The following is a 19,943-nucleotide window of genomic DNA, read 5'->3' as shown; positions in this document are numbered from 1 at the left end:
TTTAATCGATGAAACAATTAAATAATTTAAACAGATTAAACAGAGAATAATGAATGTTACTGATTATACCTACTTAATGAATAAACCCGATGCTATTACAGAAAAGCAGGCGGACGCATTAGGAAGTGTTTTGAATGAATTTCCATATTTTCAGAGTGCACGTGCATTACGATTAAAAGGACTTTACAATCAAAACAGTTTTAAGTATAATTATGCGTTAAAAGTTACAGCGGCACATACATCAGATCGTTCTGTTTTATTTGATTTTATTACTTCTGATGAATTTACATCTATACAAAACGATTTCTACGAACAAAAACTGAGAGATCTTCTTGAGATTACTGTTTTTGAAAGTGAAATAATTTCGCCAGAACAAATCAGAAAAGCTATCGAAGTAAAAACAGAAGCTGACGAACAGACTATTCCTACTACCAATATAGTAACTGAAAAAAACATTACAGAAGAACCGACTAGTACTGAAAAACCTAAAAATACTCCAGAAATAGATCCTGCAATTTTTACTGCTATTAAAGAAGCTCAGGCTATAACTTTTGAAAAACCAGTTCAAATTGAAGAACCAAAAACGCTTCCAGTAATTGACGAATCTATTTTTGCAGCAATCAAAGAAGCACAATCGGTAACATATGAAAAACCGATCTCTGAAGAACAAAAGAAAACAGACCCAACTGAAGAACCTATTTCTGAAGTTACAAAAGAAATAGAAACAAGCGCTTTTATAGAGCCAATAAAAACAGAAGAACCTAAAATTGATCGCATTGAAAATTCTATTTTAAGTTCTATCAAAGTTTCTGAAACACCTTCTAAACCAGAGGAACCTGTAACACCTGAACAGCCAAAAATTGATGCTGCAATTGAACGTTCTATTTTAAACTCAATAAAAGAAGCTGAAGCTTCGCTTGCTGAGGAACCAAAAATTGTTGAAGAACCAAAAATCGAAATCGTTGAGCAATCCACTTTAAATTCAGTTGAAGAAGACGAGGATGACAGTGTCATTGAAGAAATGATTATTCCGGAATTTAAAATGAATCCCGTTGAACGACCAATTGTTCCCTCCATTAAGGAAACCGAAAATAGAATTCCTGAACAACCGAAAGAAGAAATTCAGGAAGAAATTATAAATGATGCAACAGAACAAGTTCTTCCAGAGATTGAAAAAGTAATCGAAGAACCTAATGAAACTGTAAAAACAGCAACAGAACATTTAGAGATTGGAGTACCTTTAGATTTTACAATCAACGAAAAACATTCTTTCCAAGAGTGGTTGCAATTATCCAGAACGGAACCTATTGACCGTTCAAATGAAATTTCTGAAGAAAAAGAAAGCGAAAAGACAGTTGCAGAAACACAAAAAGAAGAACAATTAATTATTGAAGAAAGACAAAAAAAGGCTGAGATTATAGATAAGTTTATCGAAAACAACCCAAAAATCTCTCCAATAAAACCAGGAACCAGCGCACCGGTTGTTCAAATTGAAAGCAATTCTGAGGACAATTCCTATCTGATGACAGAGACTTTGGCTAGGGTTTATCTGGAACAAAAGAAATATACAAAAGCAATTCAGGCTTATGAAATATTAATTTTGAAATATCCAGAAAAAATTACTTTCTTTGCAGACCGCATATCGGATATAAAGATTTTACAACAAAATAACAATAACAATAATTAAGTAATGAGCACATTTTCAATTTTTTTAGTTTTAATCACAATAGTTTGTTTTCTATTGATCGTAGTTATCATGGTACAAAACCCTAAAGGAGGTGGATTATCTTCTACTATCAGCGGAACGCAAATGTTAGGTGGAGTACAAAAAACAACTGACTTCTTAGACAAAAGTACATGGACTTTAGCTACCATTTTAATTGTATTAATTTTACTTTCTAGCTTAAGTTTCTCTGGATCTTTAAGTGATACTGAATCTAAAATCATTGATAAAACTGAAGCTCCTGCAAATGTACCAACTGCTCCAGCACAAGGAACTACTCCTGCTCCAGCAGCACCAGCTACTAAATAATTTTAGCTTAATATAAAATCTAATGCCAGCCTGTCAAAGCTGGCATTTTTTTTAAGAAATAATGTCAGTTTTTCTAGCATGGCATAGTTTCTGAAAGTTTATAGAACAGAAAAAAACGTATAACTTATAATAATATAAAATCATGGCTTTAAACATTAAACCGCTTTCAGACCGCGTACTTATTGAGCCTGCTGCAGCTGAGACTAAAACTGCATCAGGTATTTTTATTCCTGATACTGCCAAAGAAAAACCACAAAAAGGAACTGTAGTTGCAGTAGGAAACGGATCTAAAGATCATACAATGACTGTCAAAGTAGGAGACACTGTACTTTATGGTCAATTTGCAAGAACAGAAGTAATAAAATCAGAAGGAGTTGATTATTTGATTATGCGTGAAGACGATATTCTTGCAATCATCTAAAAAATATATTGTATTAAGTTCGAAGTATTCAGAATTAAGAACTTCATTAACTTGAAACAAATCAAACTTTAAACAAAAATTAAAATGGCAAAAGATATAAAATTTGATATTGAAGCACGTGACGGTTTAAAACGTGGTGTTGATGCATTAGCAAATGCTGTAAAAGTAACTCTTGGACCAAAAGGTCGTAACGTAATTATCGGAAAATCATTTGGTGGACCAACTGTTACTAAAGATGGTGTTTCTGTTGCAAAAGAAATCGAATTAAAAGACGCATTAGAAAATATGGGTGCGCAAATGGTGAAAGAAGTTGCTTCTAAAACCAATGATTTAGCTGGAGACGGTACAACAACGGCTACAGTTTTAGCGCAAGCTATCGTAAAAGAAGGTTTGAAAAACGTTGCTGCAGGTGCAAATCCAATGGACTTGAAACGTGGTATCGACAAAGCTGTTGAAACTATCGTAGCTGACCTTGCAAAACAAGCTAAAGTTGTTGGAAGCGATTCTGACAAAATCAAACAAATTGCTTCTATTTCTGCTAACAATGACGAAGTTATTGGTGAATTAATCGCTACAGCTTTCGCTAAAGTTGGAAAAGAAGGTGTTATCACTGTTGAAGAAGCTAAAGGAACTGACACTTTCGTTGACGTTGTTGAAGGAATGCAGTTTGACAGAGGATATCTTTCTCCTTACTTCGTAACAAATCCAGAGAAAATGGAAGTTGAATTAGACTCTCCATACATCTTATTATATGACAAAAAAGTTTCTTCTTTAAAAGAATTACTTCCAGTTTTAGAGCCAGTTGCACAATCAGGAAAACCATTATTGATTATCGCTGAAGATGTTGACGGTGAAGCTCTTTCTACTTTGGTTGTTAACAAATTAAGAGGTGCTCTTAAAATTGCGGCTGTAAAAGCCCCAGGTTTTGGAGACAGAAGAAAAGCAATGTTAGAAGATATCGCAATCTTAACTGGTGGAACTGTAATTTCTGAAGAAAGAGGTTATACTTTAGAAAATACAACTATCGAAATGTTAGGAAACGCAAAAAGAGTTTCTATCGACAAAGACAATACAACTATCGTAAGCGGTGCTGGTGAAGCAGATATCATCAAAAATCGTGTGAACCAAATTAAAGGTCAGATGGAAACTACTACATCTGATTACGATAAAGAAAAATTACAAGAGCGTTTGGCTAAATTAGCTGGAGGTGTTGCAGTTCTTTATGTTGGTGCAGCTTCTGAAGTTGAAATGAAAGAGAAAAAAGACAGAGTTGATGACGCTTTACACGCAACTCGTGCTGCTGTTGAAGAAGGAATCGTTGCTGGTGGTGGTGTTGCTTTATTGAGAGCTAAAATTGCTTTAACTGACTTAAAAGCGGACAACTCTGACGAAGCAACAGGAATCCAAATCGTTTCTCGCGCTGTTGAATCTCCATTGAGAACTATCGTTGAAAACGCTGGTCTTGAAGGTTCTGTTGTTGTAGCTAAAGTTTCTGAAGGTTCAGGTGATTTTGGATACAATGCAAAAACTGACGAATACGTAGATATGCTTACTGCTGGAATTATCGATCCTAAAAAAGTAACTCGTGTAGCTCTTGAAAATGCTGCATCTGTTTCTGGAATGATCTTAACTACAGAATGTGCATTGATTGATATTAAAGAAGAAAACGCTGGAGGCGGAATGCCAATGGGTGGCGGAATGCCAGGAATGATGTAATTCATTCTCTTCTTAAAACTTAAAAGCGTCAGATTTTTATCTGGCGCTTTTTTTTTGTTTGCCACGAATTACACGAATTTTCACTAATTATTTTTTAAGTATTGTGAAATAAAATTTGTGGAAATTCGTGTAATTCGTGGCGACTTTCTTTTATTTAACATTCTCTTTCTTTTTAAAAAATGTGATATTAATACCTTTGCAGTTCTATTTAAAATTGCAAAATGAGAAAATTCACTACTCACCTTTTATCTTTTACATTCTTACTTCTTACAACTTTTTTACAAGCCCAAAACAATAAAGACAATTATGTTGTTTTAGTTTCTATGGATGGTTTTCGCTGGGATTACGGAAAGCAATATAATCTTCCAAATCTGAAACAAATTGAAAAAGAAGGTGTTCATGCCAAATCAATGAAACCTTCTTATCCAAGTAAAACTTTCCCTAATCATTATACGATTGTCACAGGACTTTATCCAGATCATCATGGAATTATTAATAATGTTTTTTATGACGCTTCTTTAAACCAATCTTTTTCATTGTCAAGCAATGCGAAAAATGATTCAAGATTTTATGGTGGAAATCCGATTTGGAATTTAGCAGAACAACAAGGCGTAAAAACAGCTTCTTTCTTTTGGCCAGGTTCTGATATTGACAAAAGAAATCCGAGTTATTTCAAAAATTATGATGGTAAAGTTCCTTATGGAGCAAGAATCGATACGGTTATGAAATGGTTACAACTTCCTGAGAAACAAAGACCTCATCTTGTTACTTTATATTTTGATGAACCAGATCATTCTGGACATAATTTTGGACCACTTTCACCAGAAACTAAAAAAGCCGTAATCAAAATGGATTCCATAATGGGAGAAATTTCAAGGAGATTAGATCAATTGCCAATTGGGAAACAAATCAATTTAATCATTGTTTCTGATCACGGAATGGCGAATATCAGTAATGATAAAAAAGTGGCCGTTTTAGATTATTTAAAACCAGAATGGCTCGGCTACAAAGATGTAATCAACCCAATAATGAGTATACAGGCAAAACCTGGTTATCAAGATTCTATCGCGAATGCCTTAAAGAAAGTAAAACATATTAAGTTTTGGAAATCTTCTGAGGTTCCAAAAAGACTACACTACGGTTCAAATCCGCGTGCGCATGATTTTGTTATCGAAGCCGAAAAAGGCTGGAGTTTAGTAACTAAAGAAAGCACACATATAAAAGGTGGAACTCATGGTTATGATAATAACGAGAAAGACATGCACGCTATTTTTTATGCAAAAGGCCCTGCTTTTAAAGTAAATAAAAGAGTAAAAACATTCCCGAATGTTTCTGTTTATCCTTTAATCGCTGAAATTTTAGGTTTAAAAATTGGAAAAATTGATGGGAAATTGAGTGATGTTGATGCAATGTTGGCTAATTAGAAAATGTGTCAATTAGATAATTAGACAATTTCTCTTCATTAAAAAAAAATCAATTGCCTCCTGCTTCAGCTGGAGGTTTCTGTTAGAAATCTAAAAAAAAGGGCTTTAGCCGAACTATAACGTTTGGCTAAAGCACTTTTTCATCATACATCTTATTCCTCCAGATAAATTTGGAGGCAATTTAATGAAACAAATCACAAGAACTAAACCCGACAGGTTTTGAAAACCTGTCGGGTTTAAATTTGCAAAACATTAGACGCACTGTAATGCGCCTATACAGATATACGATCTATGAAATCATTTTCTAATTATCTAATTATCAAATTGCCACATTTCCAAATTGACACATTCTCTAATTAAAAATTAGTCCCAACAGAAACCTCTTTCCATTTCCCTAATTCACTTTGAACACTTGCAATTTTTTGATTTGCCATATTGAAGGCATCTTCACCCAAAAACAAATGCAACGGTGGATTTTGATCTTGACTTACTTTAATTAAAGCTTCAGCTAATTTTACTGGATCTCCTGGTTGATTTTCGTTGATATCTTCTTTATGCGCGCTTTGAGATTGTCTTACTTCCTTGTATTCTGCAATTGGATTTTCTGGTAATAAAAGAGAACTATCTTTTAAGAAATCGGTTCTAAAATAACCTGGATAAACAATGGTAGCATGAAGACCAAAAGGCTTAATTTCTGCTGCTAAGGATTCTGTTAAACCTGCAACAGCAAATTTAGTTGAGCAGTAGATTCCCCAACCTGGAAATTCTCCAAAATATCCTCCAACAGAAGAAATATTAAAAATATGTCCTGATTGATTGGCACGAAGAATTGGCATTGTATGTCTGATTACATTTAATAATCCGAAAACATTTACCTCGAAGTTTTTTCTCGATTCTGCATCTGTTAATTCTTCTAATGCTCCCAACAATCCGTAGCCAGCATTGTTTACTAAAACATCAATTGTTTTAAAATGATTTATAGTTTTATCAATGGCTGTTTTTACACTTTTTTCACTAACCAAATCCATTTCAAGAGGAAGAAAATGATCTGATGCATTTCCTAATTCTTGAATTAAAGAAGCTTCGTTTCTTGACGTTGCAGCAACTTTAAAACCTTCTGCCAATAATTTTTTAGCCAATTCTAATCCAAGTCCTTTTGACGCACCTGTGATAAACCAAACTTTGTTATTTCCCATGACTTTAAATTTTTACGTTTATAATTACAGGACAAAGGTATTGGCGAAGTGCTTCTTAAAAATTAAAGCAATCAAGCAAGAAGTTACAAAAATCAATCAATTTCTGCTAATCGATAGTTTTTGGGAGAAACTTGAACATTTTTCTTGAAGAAATTAATGAAATGAGACAATTCTTCGAAACCTAAACACCAAGCAATTTCATTAATATTCCAATTGGTTTGTTTCAGCAAAATCATGGATTCTTGGATGATTCTTTCTGATATAATTTGAGAAGTTGTCTTTCCAGTTGTTTCTTTTAAAGCTTTATTTAAATGATTCACATGTACATTCAATTGACTAGCATATTCTGATGGAGAACGAAAATTAATTTGTTGCGAAATGGATTCTACAGGAAATTGTCTTTCCAACAATTCTAAAAACAAAGAAGAAACTCGAATCGTAGCATTCGATTTACTGTATAATGAAGCAGTTACAGTTTGTGTTTTTAATGCTAAGTGAATGATTTCAAAAACCAAATTTCGAAGTACATCATATTTAAAAGCATAATCAGAATTGATTTCTTCCAACATTTTTAAATAAATTGTTTTTAGAGATTCTGCCAATTCCTCAGAAACAGGAACTACCGGATTTCCGCCTGGCTGAAATAAAGGATATTCTTTTAAATTCCCAAACTGACTAAAAAATGCGTCTGTAAAAATGCAGAAAAACCCCGTTTGATTTTCATCAATATGTTCCCAACTATACGGAATTTGCGGATTTGCAAAGAACAAAGCCTGATCTTCAATCGTTACGACTTTATCAGCATAATGCACCTTGTTTTTACCAATGATTAAACTTATCTTATAAAAATCTTTTCTAGTATAAGGCAATGGACTACAAGTACTTCCAATGTATTCATCCAGTTTAAAAACATTAAAATGTCCGATTTCTTTTTTAAGATTCTCGGGCATTCCATTGATTTTAACGGTGTAAAAATCTTCTAATGTTTCTGTTAGCTTCATTTTGTAAAGTTACAAAAATCAAATTATTTTAATTAGATAATTTGAGAATGTGTCAATTAGACAATTAGACAATGTACTTGTCACCCTGAGCGGAGTCGAAGGGCGCTCCAATTGGACGTGGGCTTCGACTCCGCTCAGCCTGACAAAACTTAATGATACGTAAAAAACAACAAACCCGACAAATTTTAAAAATCTGTCGAGTTTGTCAATAATAATATAAATTTGTTAAGACAATTTTCTAATTATCTAATTGCCACATTGTCTAATTTAGGATACCACTTTATACGTCGGATCCTCAATCACATTTACATCAATAACTGCATCGGCATTTTTAAGCAATTGTCGGCAGTCTTCGCTTAAGTGTTTTAACTCAACCACTTTATTTAATTGGTTGTATTTTTTGGTAATATTATTTAAAGCTTCAATTGCTGACATATCAGAAACTCGACTTTCTTTAAAATCAATTATGATATGATTTGGATCGTTTTGAATATCAAATTTTTCTATAAAAGCAGTTGTCGAACCGAAGAATAACGGGCCATAAATTTCATAATGTTTAATTCCGTTTTCATCTATAAAATGTCTGGCACGAATTCGTTTGGCACTTTCCCAAGCAAAAACCAGAGCCGAAATAATCACACCAATTAGAACCGCTAAAGCCAGATTATGCAATACAATGGTAATTACTGCAACCAGAATTCCGACGAAAATATCGTGTCTAGGCATTTTATTAATGATTCTGAAACTTGCCCATTCAAAAGTAGTAATTGCAACCATCATCATTACTCCAACTAACGCCGCCATTGGCAATTTTCCAATTACAGGAGCACCGAAAAGTATAATCATTAAAATAGTCAAAGCACCGATAATTCCAGAAAGTCTTGCTCTTGAACCTGCGCCAAGATTTACCAAAGTCTGGGCAATCATTGGACAACCACCCATTCCGTAGAAAAATCCGTTTAAGATGTTTGAACTTCCTTGTGCAATACATTCTCTATTGCTATTTCCTCTAGTTCCTGTAATTTCATCGACTAGATTCAGCGTCAACAAACCTTCTGTCAAACCAACAGCAGCAACAATTACAGAATAAGGAAAAATTACTTTTAGAGTCTCAAAAGAAAATGGAATATTCGGAATATGAAACGGAGGAAATCCGCCTTGAACTGAAGCAATATCTTCTACTGTTTTGGTTTCAATATTAAAAACGATAACCAATGCAAAAACAACCATTATGGCAACCAAAGATGCTGGAACCGCTTTTGTAATCTTCGGAAAAATCAGAACAATCGCAATGGTTAAAGCGACCAAACCTGCCATAATATACAAAGGAGTTCCTTGAAGCCAAGATACCTGGCCATTAACCATGGTTTTAAACTGTTCCAATTGCGACATAAAAATGACAACTGCCAATCCGTTTACGAAGCCAAACATAACAGGCTGCGGAACCAATCTGATAAATTTTCCGAGTTTAAAAAGTCCGATGCAAATTTGGACGATACCACCAAGTGCGACGGCGGCAAAAACATATTCTATTCCGTGCGATTTCATCAAGGCGATCAAAACAATCACGGTTGCTCCTGCTCCACCGGAAATCATTCCGGGTCTTCCTCCAAAAATAGCCGTAACTAAACCTGCAATAAATGCGGCATATAATCCGACCAAAGGCGGGAATCCTGCTAAAATAGCAAAAGACAAAGATTCTGGAATCATTGTCATAGCGACAGTTAAGCCCGCTAAAATTTCGTTTTTGTAATTGATCTTTTGACTAAAATCGAAGAGTTGGAATGCTTTTTTCATAACGCACAAAATTAGAAAAATAATATGCAAAAAAAAGGACAAACCTTTCCGTAATGAAAAAGTAACAGTAATGGTAAAAAAAATAAAACCTTGTTCTTAACTTAATTGATGTAGAAGAAAAAGGAAAAGAGAAAGAATAAAATCGATCATTTTTAATGGTTTAATTTTTAAAATAAAATATTACACAAAATACTTACAAAAAAAGCAAATATAGTAGCGTATTTACACCTGATTTTTAAATCCAAATCAAAATTTAATCCAATCTTTCGCAGGTATATCCTAAACAATGCACATAATCCATAATATTATCGCATTCTAAATCAATCCCTTCCACTCGTAGTATCTTATCGCAGTCTTCCAAATCGAAATTAATCTTATAATCCGGAAACTGAGTCTGGATAACAGCGATGACATAATTTTTATCAGATTCTTTCTGAACATTTGTTTTAAAAATCTCCACAACCATATTGGATTCTTTTAATTCTTTAAACTCGTACATATTAATTTTTATTAAAGAGATTATACGATATACCAAATCTAAAATAACCTTGCGTATCTTCTTTCTGGTCGTAAACATATCGGTTGGTGCGCTCCCCTTTTTCCGTAAGTCGTGCACTCACCACATTATTAAATCCACCTTTTACAAATGCAATCAATTTTGGTGTAAAACTGTATTCATATGTAATTCCTGATTTTAATTCTAACTGATTTAACTCATAAACTCCCTTTAAATTTGAACCGTCTAAATTTAAGTAAAAACTTTCAGTATTCAATTCCGTTCCTAAGGAAATTCTTCCATTTTCTAACAATTCTCTTCTAAACAAAACACGCTGCGGCAAAATAAAGTCCATATCCCATTTCGAATTTTTAAACTTATGGTTTATAGAAAAAAGTGGCGTAACAGGAACAATCGAAGACGGATCTAACAATATTAAAGCCCCAGCGGTTATAGTAGTTGAAGGTGTTCTTTTAAGCACTAAAACTCCAGACACAAAACCTTTTAGACGTTGAAAATTTTCCTCGTCTCCGTCCACGGTTGTAGTGGCATTATAAATAACCGGTTTCTTAAAAAGTGTGGACATGTAAGTAGCTGTTAAAGCACCTGCCCAATAATGAATTTCCTGATTATCTTTTGTATAGGTCTGATTGGTTTGATAGTTGAAAATATCTCCATATCCGAAATTTTCGTATTTATAACGCACTGAAGTCGTCAGCACAAACCGTTTCGATTTTGAAGCGTAAAATGGCAGATTAAAAGCTGCTTTAAAACGATTGTGCTCTTCAATTCTTCCTCTTTCCAGTTTATTTCCAAACAACTTTGAATCGTAATCTGAAGGTCCTAACGCTTCATATTGAACATCAAAAGTTCTTGTGTTCGGGAATTTATCTACCACCGCTTTGGCAAAAGTTTTTACACCTGGCTCTTTTTCCTGCGCTACTATATTTAAAGTAGAAAAAACGAATGCAAACGAGATGATTTTAGATTTCATAAATAAGGTAAAATGTTTTGAAAATGGAATAAATTAAAGTTCAAAAGTAATGGAGACCCCTTTTATTTTATAGCAATTTTATACCAATGGCGTATGATTTATACGAATGGCGTTGGTATAAATTATCGTTTACAAATGATTAAAAACTATACGATTATAGTATTTTTGCCGTTATGACAATCTCAAAAATCTACCAAAACTTTTTTCTGCGGAATCTTCTCGTAAATACTCTTGTTTATTTAGTTATTCTGGCTTGTGTTTATGACGAAATAAAACTAGACGGGCACAGCTGGTCTTATATTCTGAGCAAAATTGCGTGTGGTTATTTCCCATGTATTGTCTGGATTACGATTTTCAACATCTGCATTATCAAACCTTTTCTTTTTCATAAAAAGTTCAAGATCTTCTTTACGCTTCTAGCTGTTTATTGGACTTGTTTTTACTTTTTTATGAATTGGTTTTTCCCGCTTGTCGGATTAGGAAATTTCAAAACACTACAGATTTTATCGCTCATTATAAACGGTTCTTTCTTTTATTTCCTTCACATAGTGATAACCAAAAAAATGAGTCAAGCCGATAAAGACATTATGAATTTTAAATCAGAACTTTCGTTTTTAAAACAACAATTAAATCCGCATTTTTTGTTGAATGCCATGAATAATCTCTACGGAGAAGCATTGGCAGAACCTGACAAAGTTCCAGACAGGATTTTGAATCTTTCTGATATGTTGCGTTATCAGATTGAAGCTTCTAAGAAAGATTACGTTTTACTAGAAGAGGAAATCGCTTTTATTCAAAAATACATTGAATACTATACCTTTCGAAATGAAAGACTTGTTGTGAATCAGAACATTGAAGGTCTTCATGATGATATCGAAATTCAGCCTTTGTTCTTTTTACCTTTGGTTGAAAATGCTGTAAAATTTTCTGCCGAAACTCCAGAACCATTTATAAAGATGGATTTGAAAGTAAAATGTAGAAGTGTCATTTTTGTTTTAAAAAACAATTGTCTGGATTCAGAATCAAGACTTTCGAGCACCGGAATCGGAATTGAAAACCTAAAAAGACGCTTGGAAGTTTACGGACTAAAACACCGTTTAAGCTGCAAAAAAGAGAAAAACATGTTTACCGTAAAATTATTCATATGGCACTTACCTACCGCTGTCTTATAATTGATGACGAATCTCCGGCGCATAAAGCCCTGATTTCTCACATTTCCAAATTTGACGAACTGGAACATTCTGGAAGTGCTTTTAATGGTATGGAAGCCATAAAAATGCTCAACGAAAACCAATACGATATTATTTTTCTGGATATTAACATGCCTGTAATTACGGGCGTCGAATTAATGGAATTACAACCCAATCGTCCGCTTACCATTGTCACGACGGCTTATTCTGATTTTGCGCTTTCTGCCTACCAAAACGATGCTATCGACTATCTTTTAAAACCTATATCTCCGGATAAATTTGCCAAAGCGATTGAAAAAGCTAAAACGTATCATTCTGGAAACAATCTCAAGAAAGAAGACAATAATAACGAAAAAGTACTTTCATGCCGCTCAAATGGTCAGGTAATTGAAACGCCTTTGGCTGATATTTTATATATTGAAAGTCTTGGCAATTATATGAAACTGTACAACCGAAAATTAAAATCTCCACTTATAATTTACGGTTCGCTTGCCAGCATAAGCAAAGAAATTGATTGTGTGCATTTTATTCAAGTGCATCGTTCTTTTATTGTAAATACTCGCGAAATTATTTCTGTAGTCAACAAAAATTTAACGATGAGCAATGGCGAAATTATTCCAGTGGGAAGGAAATATCAGATTTTATTGGACGGTTTGACAAAGTAATTCGACACTTTCACAAAACCACATAAACATTTAAATATCAATTATTTACAATTAATTTACATTGAAAAAACCGTATAATTACGTAGTGCTAATTTTAAATTTTATGCTAATCTTGTTCTTCATATTCTTTATGTAAAGAATATCCTCGTAACCGAAAAGAGGAATTAAGAGTAGGTAGCAAAAAAGTAAAAACACAGCAAAATGGATTTAACGAAAAGTTTAAGAAATGTAGGTTATGATCTTATTGATAGTCCAATAAGAAATCATAAATTGACGCAATTATGGCTGAAAAAAGATTTTGATAAAATTCAGATGTATTATGACCATATAAGCTATGCAATGGTTAGCAATGTGAAGCTGGAAGCCATTACTAACAATGCTCTAAAAGTAAGTTCATCAACAAAAAATGAATTTAACTTTAATGTTGGTATTACAATCCTTGGAGATATATTACAGTCTTTAGGCTTGTCCAACATTGATTTATCTGCAGAAATAAAAAGCGGAAAAAGTGTAACTATAAGTTATGACAATTCAATTACTAAAGAAATAGAAATTGGTGCTTTAAATAGTTATCTATCAGATTTTGATTTTTTACATCCAAATAATGTGCTTCTTAAATATCTCAACAAAAATGACATCATAATTATTACGGGAGTTTTGTATGCGAAAAATTTGATCGTGGAAATAAATACTGATTTCAATATTTCTGCTGAATTAAAGGCAAAATTAACAGAGCTTGTTGACGGAAAAATCGACTTTAGTAATAGTAGTGAAAAGAAATTAAAAATGACTACCGAAACAGGAGACTTTTATCCAATTGCCGTAAAAGCAAGCAGACTTGATTTTGATCACGGAAAGTATAAAGATCAGCGTTTGATTACTGATGATCGAAATTTGTTTTAAATTCTGACAAGTTTAAAATTATTCCCATTTAACAAATAATCAATGACAACATCAAAAGCTCAACCAAAAAAGTTGAGCTTTTTTAGATTCCCTAAAAAATTACATTTCCTTAGCATCTAACAATTGATTTGTAAATTATTATTTGTTGATTCTTGTTTAACAAACATTAAACAAACAAAATTTCAAATTTCACCAACAAAATCAAAAGAAATCTTTTTCGTACAATATTTTCTTTCGGTATTTCATTTCTTTTGTACTACTTCTAATACAATATCCAAAAATGCCAAAGCCAATAATTACAGGCATTTCAGTTTTTCGAAAACGTTATATTAATTCATTCTAAAGTGAAATGTCGATATATAAATTCGTAATTTTTAGAATTATTTTCTTAAAAAATATACTTTAGTGAATAACTTTTCTTACTTAATTATTTAAATTCGCAGTATAACCAAACCGTCAGTTTTCTTAAAGCAATGAGCATTTTTAATTTTTTTAAACGATCAAATGTAAAATGTCCAAGATGTCTTGGAAAAAGATTTGTCGACTGGGAAGATATTCGTCGTTTAAACCGACAATTAAAATGGACTCCCGCTCCTTGTGCTTACTGCAATGCTTCTGGAAGAGTAGAAAAAGAAATGATTTCTAAAGTCGCTGTCGATTGTATGTACCTGACTATTGATCTTCCTGAATCTGTAATCGAAAAAATAAAAGAAGGCGATGCAGCAACCATAGAAAAAGGAAAACAACGCGAACTTTTTGTAGATTTTCTAATACAATTTACAGAACATCACTATCTGACTCAAAACATGGACGCCGAAAATATTGCCAATTTATATCTCGCTACCGAAGCAAAAACAGCAAATTTCAGTGTAACAAAACCCGAACTTATAAAATATATACAAGGTGTGATCGAATTAAAAAAATCGACTTCAAACTAAAACAGCAAATCATTTGCATTTTTTCGACCTTAAAAAGAAAAAACAGGTATAAATACGTATAGCCAGAATTTTTTTTTACAGTAAACTTGCAGTGAATAATTTTTAGTTTAGAATAAGGCTTTTCTGCTAGAGAGCTTTTTAATTTTTTGTCACTTTTTTTTTGGAACACAGAAGTGGAATTTCAAATCGCTGGTACCGATTGGAAATTTCACTTTTTTTTTGGCTTAACCGCAAAGACTTTTTAAAGTTTCAAAGAGACAAAGTAACAAAGTTTTTCTCTGTGACCTCATAAAACTTATTCCACATAAAAAAACTTAGCGTACTCTGCGTAAAATCTTAGCGTACTTTGCGTAACTCTCTTCTTCCTTTTCTCTTAAAAAAGTAAGTCATTTTTTTTTCTCAAATCAAATTTCAGGCAGTATTTTTGCGTTCTGTAAAAGCCACAAAATTAAAGCCCGAAATCGATATGAATCGTGAACATTATATTCCTTTCAACAAAGAATTTTTATTGGAGCAGCAAATTGCAGCTTTCGCCGATGAGCCGCAAAAAGCAACCGATTTTAAAAAGCTTTTCGATATTATCGAACACTATTATCATTACGAATCTTTTAATCTTAATCGAAATCTTAAGCAAAACTATGCGCTGTACGATCCGGATTTAAGCGAAAAAGAACGCGAACAATTTATCAACAAAAGTGATTTTCCTGTTTTTAAGGAAACTCTTTTAAAGGTTTTAGAACGCGGCAATTATTACAGAATAGATCAAAAAGCTTTAGATAAAGCCTTCAAAGAATCTGATTTGATTGGTTTAAATCTTTCCATAGATTTTAATGCTTTTAAAGATTTTGAACTCTATGCGCGTGGGCATCATCAGACAAAAGAAAAAGTCAAAAAATATTTTTTCTGGAAAAAAGAAGTCGAAATCGAATATTACGATCGTGTTTTAATTTACCTCAATTACAGTGAAGCCGATTATCTTAAAGCCAAGAAAGTCAAACTAGGAAAAATGCCAATTGATCCAGGTTCTATTGCATTGAAAATTTTCAAACGTGTTCCTAAAAATGATCTGGAAACAATTTTTCCAAATGCGATTCCGAAAATGTCTTTAAAAGACAAAATGCTGCTTTGGATTCCCGGAGTTTTTGGTGGACTTTCTTTATTAAGTGCCAAAGTAATTCCGGCTTTAATTAATATGTACGAGGCTTACCAAACAGGTGAAACCATCGATTTATTAAACAGTAAAACGTCTTTAAATCAAGGTTTGATTGCTTTAGGAATTCTAGGGGCTTATTGTTTCCGACAATATAATAACTTCATCAATAAGAAAATTAGATATTCTAAAACGCTTTCTGACAGTTTGTATTTTAAGAACGTCGGAAACAACAGTGGCGCCTTCTACTCTCTTTTAAATTCATCTGAAGAAGAAGCCTTGAAAGAAACTATTCTGGCTTATACTTTTTTACACGAAAGTGAAAAAGCATTAACCGCAGAAGAACTTGACGATCGAATAGAATCCTGGTTCAAGACTAAATTCAACACCAATCTGGATTTTGACGTAAACGATGCTTTATTAAAACTAAAAAACATCGGAATCGGAAATGAATCTAATGGAAAATGGACCGTAATTACGTTGAAAGCGGCACTTGTTAAGATTGATGAATTATGGGATAATGTTTTTGATTATAATCAGAAAATGGATTCTCCAAAAACCTAAAAGAAATTTCATTAGATTTACTGCAACTAACCTTAAAACCACAAAAAATGAGAACATTAGACCAATGGTTTGCAGAATATGCAGTAAGTCATCAGAACCCAAAAAACAAAGCCATACATTACATTTGCGTGCCCGCAATCTTCTTTTCGATTGTTGGTTTGTTAATGAGTATTCCGAGTGGCATTATCTCTAACACTTTAAAATTGAATGCTCCAATTATCGAAAATTGGGCTTTTGTCGTTTTACTCTTTGTTCTTGTTTTTTACATTCGATTATCCATCGCAATGGCGGTCAAAATTGCCGTGTTTTCTATAATTTGTTTAGTTGTTAATTATTACATCAGTCAATTTGTTCCTTTATGGATATTTTCTCTTGGCGTTTTTGCAATTGCATGGGTTGGACAATTTTATGGCCATAATATTGAAGGCAAAAAACCTTCTTTTCTTAAAGATCTTCAGTTTTTATTAATTGGTCCGGCTTGGGTGGTTGAGAATTTGTTTTCTAAAAAATAAATAAAAAATGAAAGCAGAAAAAACAAGCAGAACGGCCCAATACATGGCCTTTTTTAGAGCATTAGAAACAAAACGAAATCTAAAAGAAAGATTATTTTCAGATCCTTTTGCCATTCATTTTATTGACTTTAAATTGCAACTTGCAGTCCGTTTATCTAAATATCCAATTTTTGCGAGGTATATTAACAATACCATAAACAGAAAGATTCCAGGTGCTTTGTCTTCTGGAATTGCCCGAACAAAATATATTGACAACCTGCTCGAAAATGCCATCTCCAGCGGAGTGAAACAAGTTGTAATTTTAGGTGCTGGATTTGACACGAGAGCTATTCGTCTTGATTTTCTAAAAACTATTCCGGTAATAGAAATTGATCATCCGAATACTTCCCATTTTAAAACCGAAATCTATCGAAAAATGGGGCAAATTCCTGAAAATGTAACTTTCATTCAAATTGATTTTAATAAAGAAGATTTGAATCAATTAGCGTTAAAGCACAATCTTGATTTTTCAAAACCTACGGCCATAATCTGGGAAGGCGTTACCAATTACCTTACCGAAGAGGCGGTAAAAAGTACGTTTTCTTTTATCTCTAAATTTGCAGACAAAAGTCATGTTATTTTTACTTACGTACATAAAAACATTCTTCAACGTCCTGATTCTTTTTTAGGCGGAGAAAAATTGTTAGAAGATCTCAGAAACATAGAAGAACACTGGACTTTTGGATTACTTCCAGAAGAAGTGCCTAACTTTTTACAACCATTTAATATTCAACTTCTAGAAGATTTGGGAGCTGATCAATACCGCGAAAAGTATCTTTCTAATCGCTCTGAAAAAGGATATGAATTTTACCGAACAGCAGTAGGAATAAAAAAGATAGCAAATTGATATGACATATAAAAGCTTGATGTTATTTACTTGTTTTTATTTTTATTGCTAATTTTTTCTTAATAAAAATCTCACAATACTAATATTATATAATTTAGTATCTGTTAAAAATTAAGAATTAAGTAAACAAAAACCCAAAAACAAATGAAAAAAATCATCATTTTATTATTATTTACTGCCCTTAATACCGCCTTTGCTCAAAATGGAAAAGTCTATTTAAAAAGCAAATTCAATGTCGGAAAAAACAATACTTATATTTACGAACCACCACAAGGTGTTGTTATAGAAGACAATGCAAAAGCAAACGTTTTATACGTTACTTCCTATGACTTTTCTAATGATTTAATTTCTTTGAAGAAGGACGGAAAACGTTATGAATTTACAACCAAAGTTCCCGATTCTGCCAGAGTTCTAATGGTAAGCATAGATGATCTGCACAAAATTGCTGATAATAATAAAGACCAAGGTTATGTCGTATTACTTAAAACACAAAATGATATTGAACTAGGAAAATCGATGATGAACCAAATTTCCATGAGAAATTATGCGAATCACTTTTTAAACCTAAAATTAGATACAAAACCAGAAAATATTATTGCCGAATATGATGCAGTATTTGCAAAATATCCAAAATTAAGAGAGGACAAAGGTGCTGTAAATTACTTATACTTAAAAAAATCTCTTAACGCAGAACAAGGCCAAAAAGACCTGATGGCTTTCGCATCAAAATGTATTGAAAAAAATACAGAAGAATATTTAACACTTGCTTACAATGTGTCTCAAGGCGGCAATAAACCCGAAGAAACTGAAAAACTTGGAAAAGAAATTTCAGCTAGATATCCTACTGGTCAACTTGAAAGAACATTTTTTATTAGAAACTTCTACGATCAGGCAAATAAAACAGAAGCTGCTATTAAGGAAAGCATGAATGCTTATAAAGCTAAATTTAAAGATTTTTCTCCAGACGATTTGAGAGCTTTTGATCGTGCTTTACAAACGGCATATTTGGAGAATGGAGAATATGAAAAAGCAGTTGCATTAGAACCGAATCTAAAAAACGCAAGTGATTTATACAACAATTATGCTTGGGGAAAATCGGGAGGAGATCTTACTTCTCCGGTAAAAAATCTTGATTTCGTTGTAAAAATTTCTGAGAGATCTATGTATCTACTTGAGCAGCGAAAGAACGAAAGCTATTACCCTGGATATAATGACTCTTTTAATATGTTTGCAGACACTTACGCTCTTTTACTTTATAAACAAGGCAAATATGCAGAGGCCTTTAAATATCAAAGCGGCGTTAAAGATAAAAATGGATTGGATTCTGGAGGAAAAGATCGCTATTTGGGTATGATGGATAAGGTAAAAAGCAAAGACGAAGTAAAAGCTTACATTGATGACGAAATCAGTAAAGGCAATACGTCGCGTGTGTTTCTTGCTAAACTAAAAGAGATTTATATAGAGAAGAAATTGCCTCTTGAAGAATATAATGCAATTGAGCAAAAAACTAATGTTGTAGCGAAAGAAAACAAAAATAAGGATCTAATTCAAAGATTTGGAAGCGCAAATGCAATTGATTTTACCTTAAAAAATCTAGACGGAAAAGAAACAAAACTTTCTGATTATAAAGGTAAAGTGGTGGTTCTTGATTTTTGGGCAACTTGGTGCGGACCTTGTAAAGCTTCTTTTCCAAAAATGCAGAATTTAGTAACTAAATACAAAGGAAAAGATGTTGCCTTTTTGTTTATAAACACTTGGGAAAATGGTAAAGAAGAAGATATATTCAAAAAAGTTTCTTCTTACATAGTTGACAAAAAATTCGATTTCAATGTTGTTTTTGATTCGAAAGCAGAAGTTGTAACCAATTACAAAGTAAATGGAATTCCGACTCGAGTTGTAATTGATAAAAACGGAACTATTTTGGCGTACGATTATTCGAATACGGATATTGCAGCAATTATTGACGAACAATTAAAATAAGTATTCTCCTATTTTAAATTTAAAAATGTATTTTTGGTATATCAAAAACTAAATTTTTGAAAACTTAAATCAGTTCTA

18 protein-coding genes are annotated in these 19,943 nt (G+C 32.7%); 13 read left to right on the top strand and 5 right to left on the bottom strand.

Annotation, left to right across the window (positions count from 1 at the left end; translation table 11 throughout):
• Window positions 1-49: 49 nt before the first annotated feature.
• From K6T82_RS19795 to K6T82_RS19775, 5 genes are all read left to right on the top strand, one after another.
• Window positions 50-1,687, top strand: a complete 1,638-nt coding sequence (locus K6T82_RS19795) for a tetratricopeptide repeat protein (protein ID WP_223709838.1) — start codon at window positions 50-52, stop codon at window positions 1,685-1,687.
• Window positions 1,688-1,690: 3 nt separating this feature from the next.
• The gene (secG, locus tag K6T82_RS19790; protein ID WP_223709836.1) at window positions 1,691-2,032 is read left to right on the top strand and encodes a preprotein translocase subunit SecG; all 342 of its coding nucleotides are present in this window, start codon (window positions 1,691-1,693) and stop codon (window positions 2,030-2,032) included.
• Between the two features lie 142 nt (window positions 2,033-2,174).
• Entirely contained in the window at window positions 2,175-2,453 is a 279-nt protein-coding gene (locus tag K6T82_RS19785; protein WP_144215271.1) for a co-chaperone GroES, read from the top strand.
• A gap of 84 nt (window positions 2,454-2,537) precedes the next feature.
• On the top strand, window positions 2,538-4,169 hold the full coding sequence (gene groL, locus K6T82_RS19780; protein ID WP_223709833.1) for a chaperonin GroEL: 1,632 nt from the start codon (window positions 2,538-2,540) through the stop codon (window positions 4,167-4,169).
• A 221-nt stretch (window positions 4,170-4,390) separates the two neighbouring features.
• Window positions 4,391-5,593, top strand: a complete 1,203-nt coding sequence (locus K6T82_RS19775; RefSeq protein ID WP_223709831.1) for an alkaline phosphatase family protein — start codon at window positions 4,391-4,393, stop codon at window positions 5,591-5,593.
• A 356-nt stretch (window positions 5,594-5,949) separates the two neighbouring features.
• On the opposite strand, the gene K6T82_RS19770 is transcribed toward K6T82_RS19775, so the two are convergent.
• The 5 genes from K6T82_RS19770 to K6T82_RS19750 all read right to left on the bottom strand — a co-directional run bounded on the left by K6T82_RS19770 (window position 5,950) and on the right by K6T82_RS19750 (window position 11,077).
• A complete protein-coding gene (locus K6T82_RS19770; RefSeq protein WP_223709829.1) occupies window positions 5,950-6,789 on the bottom strand; it encodes an oxidoreductase in 840 nt (279 codons plus the stop codon).
• Window positions 6,790-6,881: 92 nt separating this feature from the next.
• Window positions 6,882-7,790, bottom strand: a complete 909-nt coding sequence (locus K6T82_RS19765) for a helix-turn-helix domain-containing protein (protein WP_223709827.1) — start codon at window positions 7,788-7,790, stop codon at window positions 6,882-6,884.
• A gap of 267 nt (window positions 7,791-8,057) precedes the next feature.
• On the bottom strand, window positions 8,058-9,587 hold the full coding sequence (locus K6T82_RS19760; protein ID WP_223709825.1) for a SulP family inorganic anion transporter: 1,530 nt from the start codon (window positions 9,585-9,587) through the stop codon (window positions 8,058-8,060).
• A 253-nt stretch (window positions 9,588-9,840) separates the two neighbouring features.
• Window positions 9,841-10,086, bottom strand: coding sequence for a hypothetical protein (locus K6T82_RS19755; RefSeq protein WP_223709823.1), 246 nt, complete (start codon window positions 10,084-10,086; stop codon window positions 9,841-9,843).
• A 1-nt stretch (window position 10,087) separates the two neighbouring features.
• Window positions 10,088-11,077: a DUF6268 family outer membrane beta-barrel protein gene (locus K6T82_RS19750; protein WP_223709822.1), complete on the bottom strand. Its 990-nt coding sequence runs from the start codon at window positions 11,075-11,077 to the stop codon at window positions 10,088-10,090.
• 173 nt (window positions 11,078-11,250) lie between these two features.
• Here K6T82_RS19750 and K6T82_RS19745 point away from each other — a divergent pair, with 173 nt between their 5' ends.
• The 8 genes from K6T82_RS19745 (at window position 11,251) to K6T82_RS19710 (ending at window position 19,865) form a co-directional block, all read left to right on the top strand.
• Window positions 11,251-12,249 carry a sensor histidine kinase gene (locus K6T82_RS19745; protein ID WP_223709819.1) on the top strand — a complete coding sequence of 333 codons (999 nt, stop codon included), beginning with the start codon at window positions 11,251-11,253 and terminating at the stop codon, window positions 12,247-12,249.
• Window positions 12,222-12,932 (top strand): LytR/AlgR family response regulator transcription factor, encoded by a 711-nt coding sequence (locus K6T82_RS19740; RefSeq protein WP_223709817.1) that lies wholly within the window; start codon window positions 12,222-12,224, stop codon window positions 12,930-12,932. Before K6T82_RS19745 ends, K6T82_RS19740 begins: the two co-directional genes overlap by 28 nt.
• Window positions 12,933-13,133: 201 nt before the next feature.
• A complete protein-coding gene (locus K6T82_RS19735) occupies window positions 13,134-13,835 on the top strand; it encodes a gasdermin (RefSeq protein ID WP_223709815.1) in 702 nt (233 codons plus the stop codon).
• 473 nt (window positions 13,836-14,308) lie between these two features.
• Window positions 14,309-14,773, top strand: a complete 465-nt coding sequence (locus tag K6T82_RS19730; RefSeq protein WP_223709813.1) for a hypothetical protein — start codon at window positions 14,309-14,311, stop codon at window positions 14,771-14,773.
• A 466-nt stretch (window positions 14,774-15,239) separates the two neighbouring features.
• Window positions 15,240-16,487 carry a TMEM143 family protein gene (locus K6T82_RS19725; RefSeq protein ID WP_223709811.1) on the top strand — a complete coding sequence of 416 codons (1,248 nt, stop codon included), beginning with the start codon at window positions 15,240-15,242 and terminating at the stop codon, window positions 16,485-16,487.
• Between the two features lie 47 nt (window positions 16,488-16,534).
• Complete coding sequence (locus K6T82_RS19720) at window positions 16,535-16,999, top strand: Mpo1 family 2-hydroxy fatty acid dioxygenase (RefSeq protein ID WP_223709809.1); 465 nt, start codon at window positions 16,535-16,537, stop codon at window positions 16,997-16,999.
• A 7-nt stretch (window positions 17,000-17,006) separates the two neighbouring features.
• Window positions 17,007-17,885, top strand: coding sequence for a class I SAM-dependent methyltransferase (locus K6T82_RS19715; protein ID WP_223709807.1), 879 nt, complete (start codon window positions 17,007-17,009; stop codon window positions 17,883-17,885).
• 144 nt (window positions 17,886-18,029) lie between these two features.
• On the top strand, window positions 18,030-19,865 hold the full coding sequence (locus K6T82_RS19710) for a TlpA family protein disulfide reductase (protein WP_223709805.1): 1,836 nt from the start codon (window positions 18,030-18,032) through the stop codon (window positions 19,863-19,865).
• The last annotated feature ends 78 nt before the right edge of the window (window positions 19,866-19,943 follow it).

It is taken from the genome of Flavobacterium potami, from assembly GCF_020026915.1.
Taxonomy (GTDB): Bacteria; Bacteroidota; Bacteroidia; order Flavobacteriales; family Flavobacteriaceae; genus Flavobacterium; species Flavobacterium potami.
The sequence above is the reverse complement of the archived record's forward strand: the minus strand, read 5'-3'. Positions and strand labels throughout refer to the sequence as shown.

Coding starts and splice junctions, on each gene's coding strand:
- K6T82_RS19795 (WP_223709838.1), top strand. CDS start 50: ATGAATGTTACTGATTATACCTACTTAATGAATAAACCCGATGCTATT.
- secG (WP_223709836.1), top strand. CDS start 1,691: ATGAGCACATTTTCAATTTTTTTAGTTTTAATCACAATAGTTTGTTTT.
- K6T82_RS19785 (WP_144215271.1), top strand. CDS start 2,175: ATGGCTTTAAACATTAAACCGCTTTCAGACCGCGTACTTATTGAGCCT.
- groL (WP_223709833.1), top strand. CDS start 2,538: ATGGCAAAAGATATAAAATTTGATATTGAAGCACGTGACGGTTTAAAA.
- K6T82_RS19775 (WP_223709831.1), top strand. CDS start 4,391: ATGAGAAAATTCACTACTCACCTTTTATCTTTTACATTCTTACTTCTT.
- K6T82_RS19770 (WP_223709829.1), bottom strand. CDS start 6,789: ATGGGAAATAACAAAGTTTGGTTTATCACAGGTGCGTCAAAAGGACTT.
- K6T82_RS19765 (WP_223709827.1), bottom strand. CDS start 7,790: ATGAAGCTAACAGAAACATTAGAAGATTTTTACACCGTTAAAATCAAT.
- K6T82_RS19760 (WP_223709825.1), bottom strand. CDS start 9,587: ATGAAAAAAGCATTCCAACTCTTCGATTTTAGTCAAAAGATCAATTAC.
- K6T82_RS19755 (WP_223709823.1), bottom strand. CDS start 10,086: ATGTACGAGTTTAAAGAATTAAAAGAATCCAATATGGTTGTGGAGATT.
- K6T82_RS19750 (WP_223709822.1), bottom strand. CDS start 11,077: ATGAAATCTAAAATCATCTCGTTTGCATTCGTTTTTTCTACTTTAAAT.
- K6T82_RS19745 (WP_223709819.1), top strand. CDS start 11,251: ATGACAATCTCAAAAATCTACCAAAACTTTTTTCTGCGGAATCTTCTC.
- K6T82_RS19740 (WP_223709817.1), top strand. CDS start 12,222: ATGGCACTTACCTACCGCTGTCTTATAATTGATGACGAATCTCCGGCG.
- K6T82_RS19735 (WP_223709815.1), top strand. CDS start 13,134: ATGGATTTAACGAAAAGTTTAAGAAATGTAGGTTATGATCTTATTGAT.
- K6T82_RS19730 (WP_223709813.1), top strand. CDS start 14,309: ATGAGCATTTTTAATTTTTTTAAACGATCAAATGTAAAATGTCCAAGA.
- K6T82_RS19725 (WP_223709811.1), top strand. CDS start 15,240: ATGAATCGTGAACATTATATTCCTTTCAACAAAGAATTTTTATTGGAG.
- K6T82_RS19720 (WP_223709809.1), top strand. CDS start 16,535: ATGAGAACATTAGACCAATGGTTTGCAGAATATGCAGTAAGTCATCAG.
- K6T82_RS19715 (WP_223709807.1), top strand. CDS start 17,007: ATGAAAGCAGAAAAAACAAGCAGAACGGCCCAATACATGGCCTTTTTT.
- K6T82_RS19710 (WP_223709805.1), top strand. CDS start 18,030: ATGAAAAAAATCATCATTTTATTATTATTTACTGCCCTTAATACCGCC.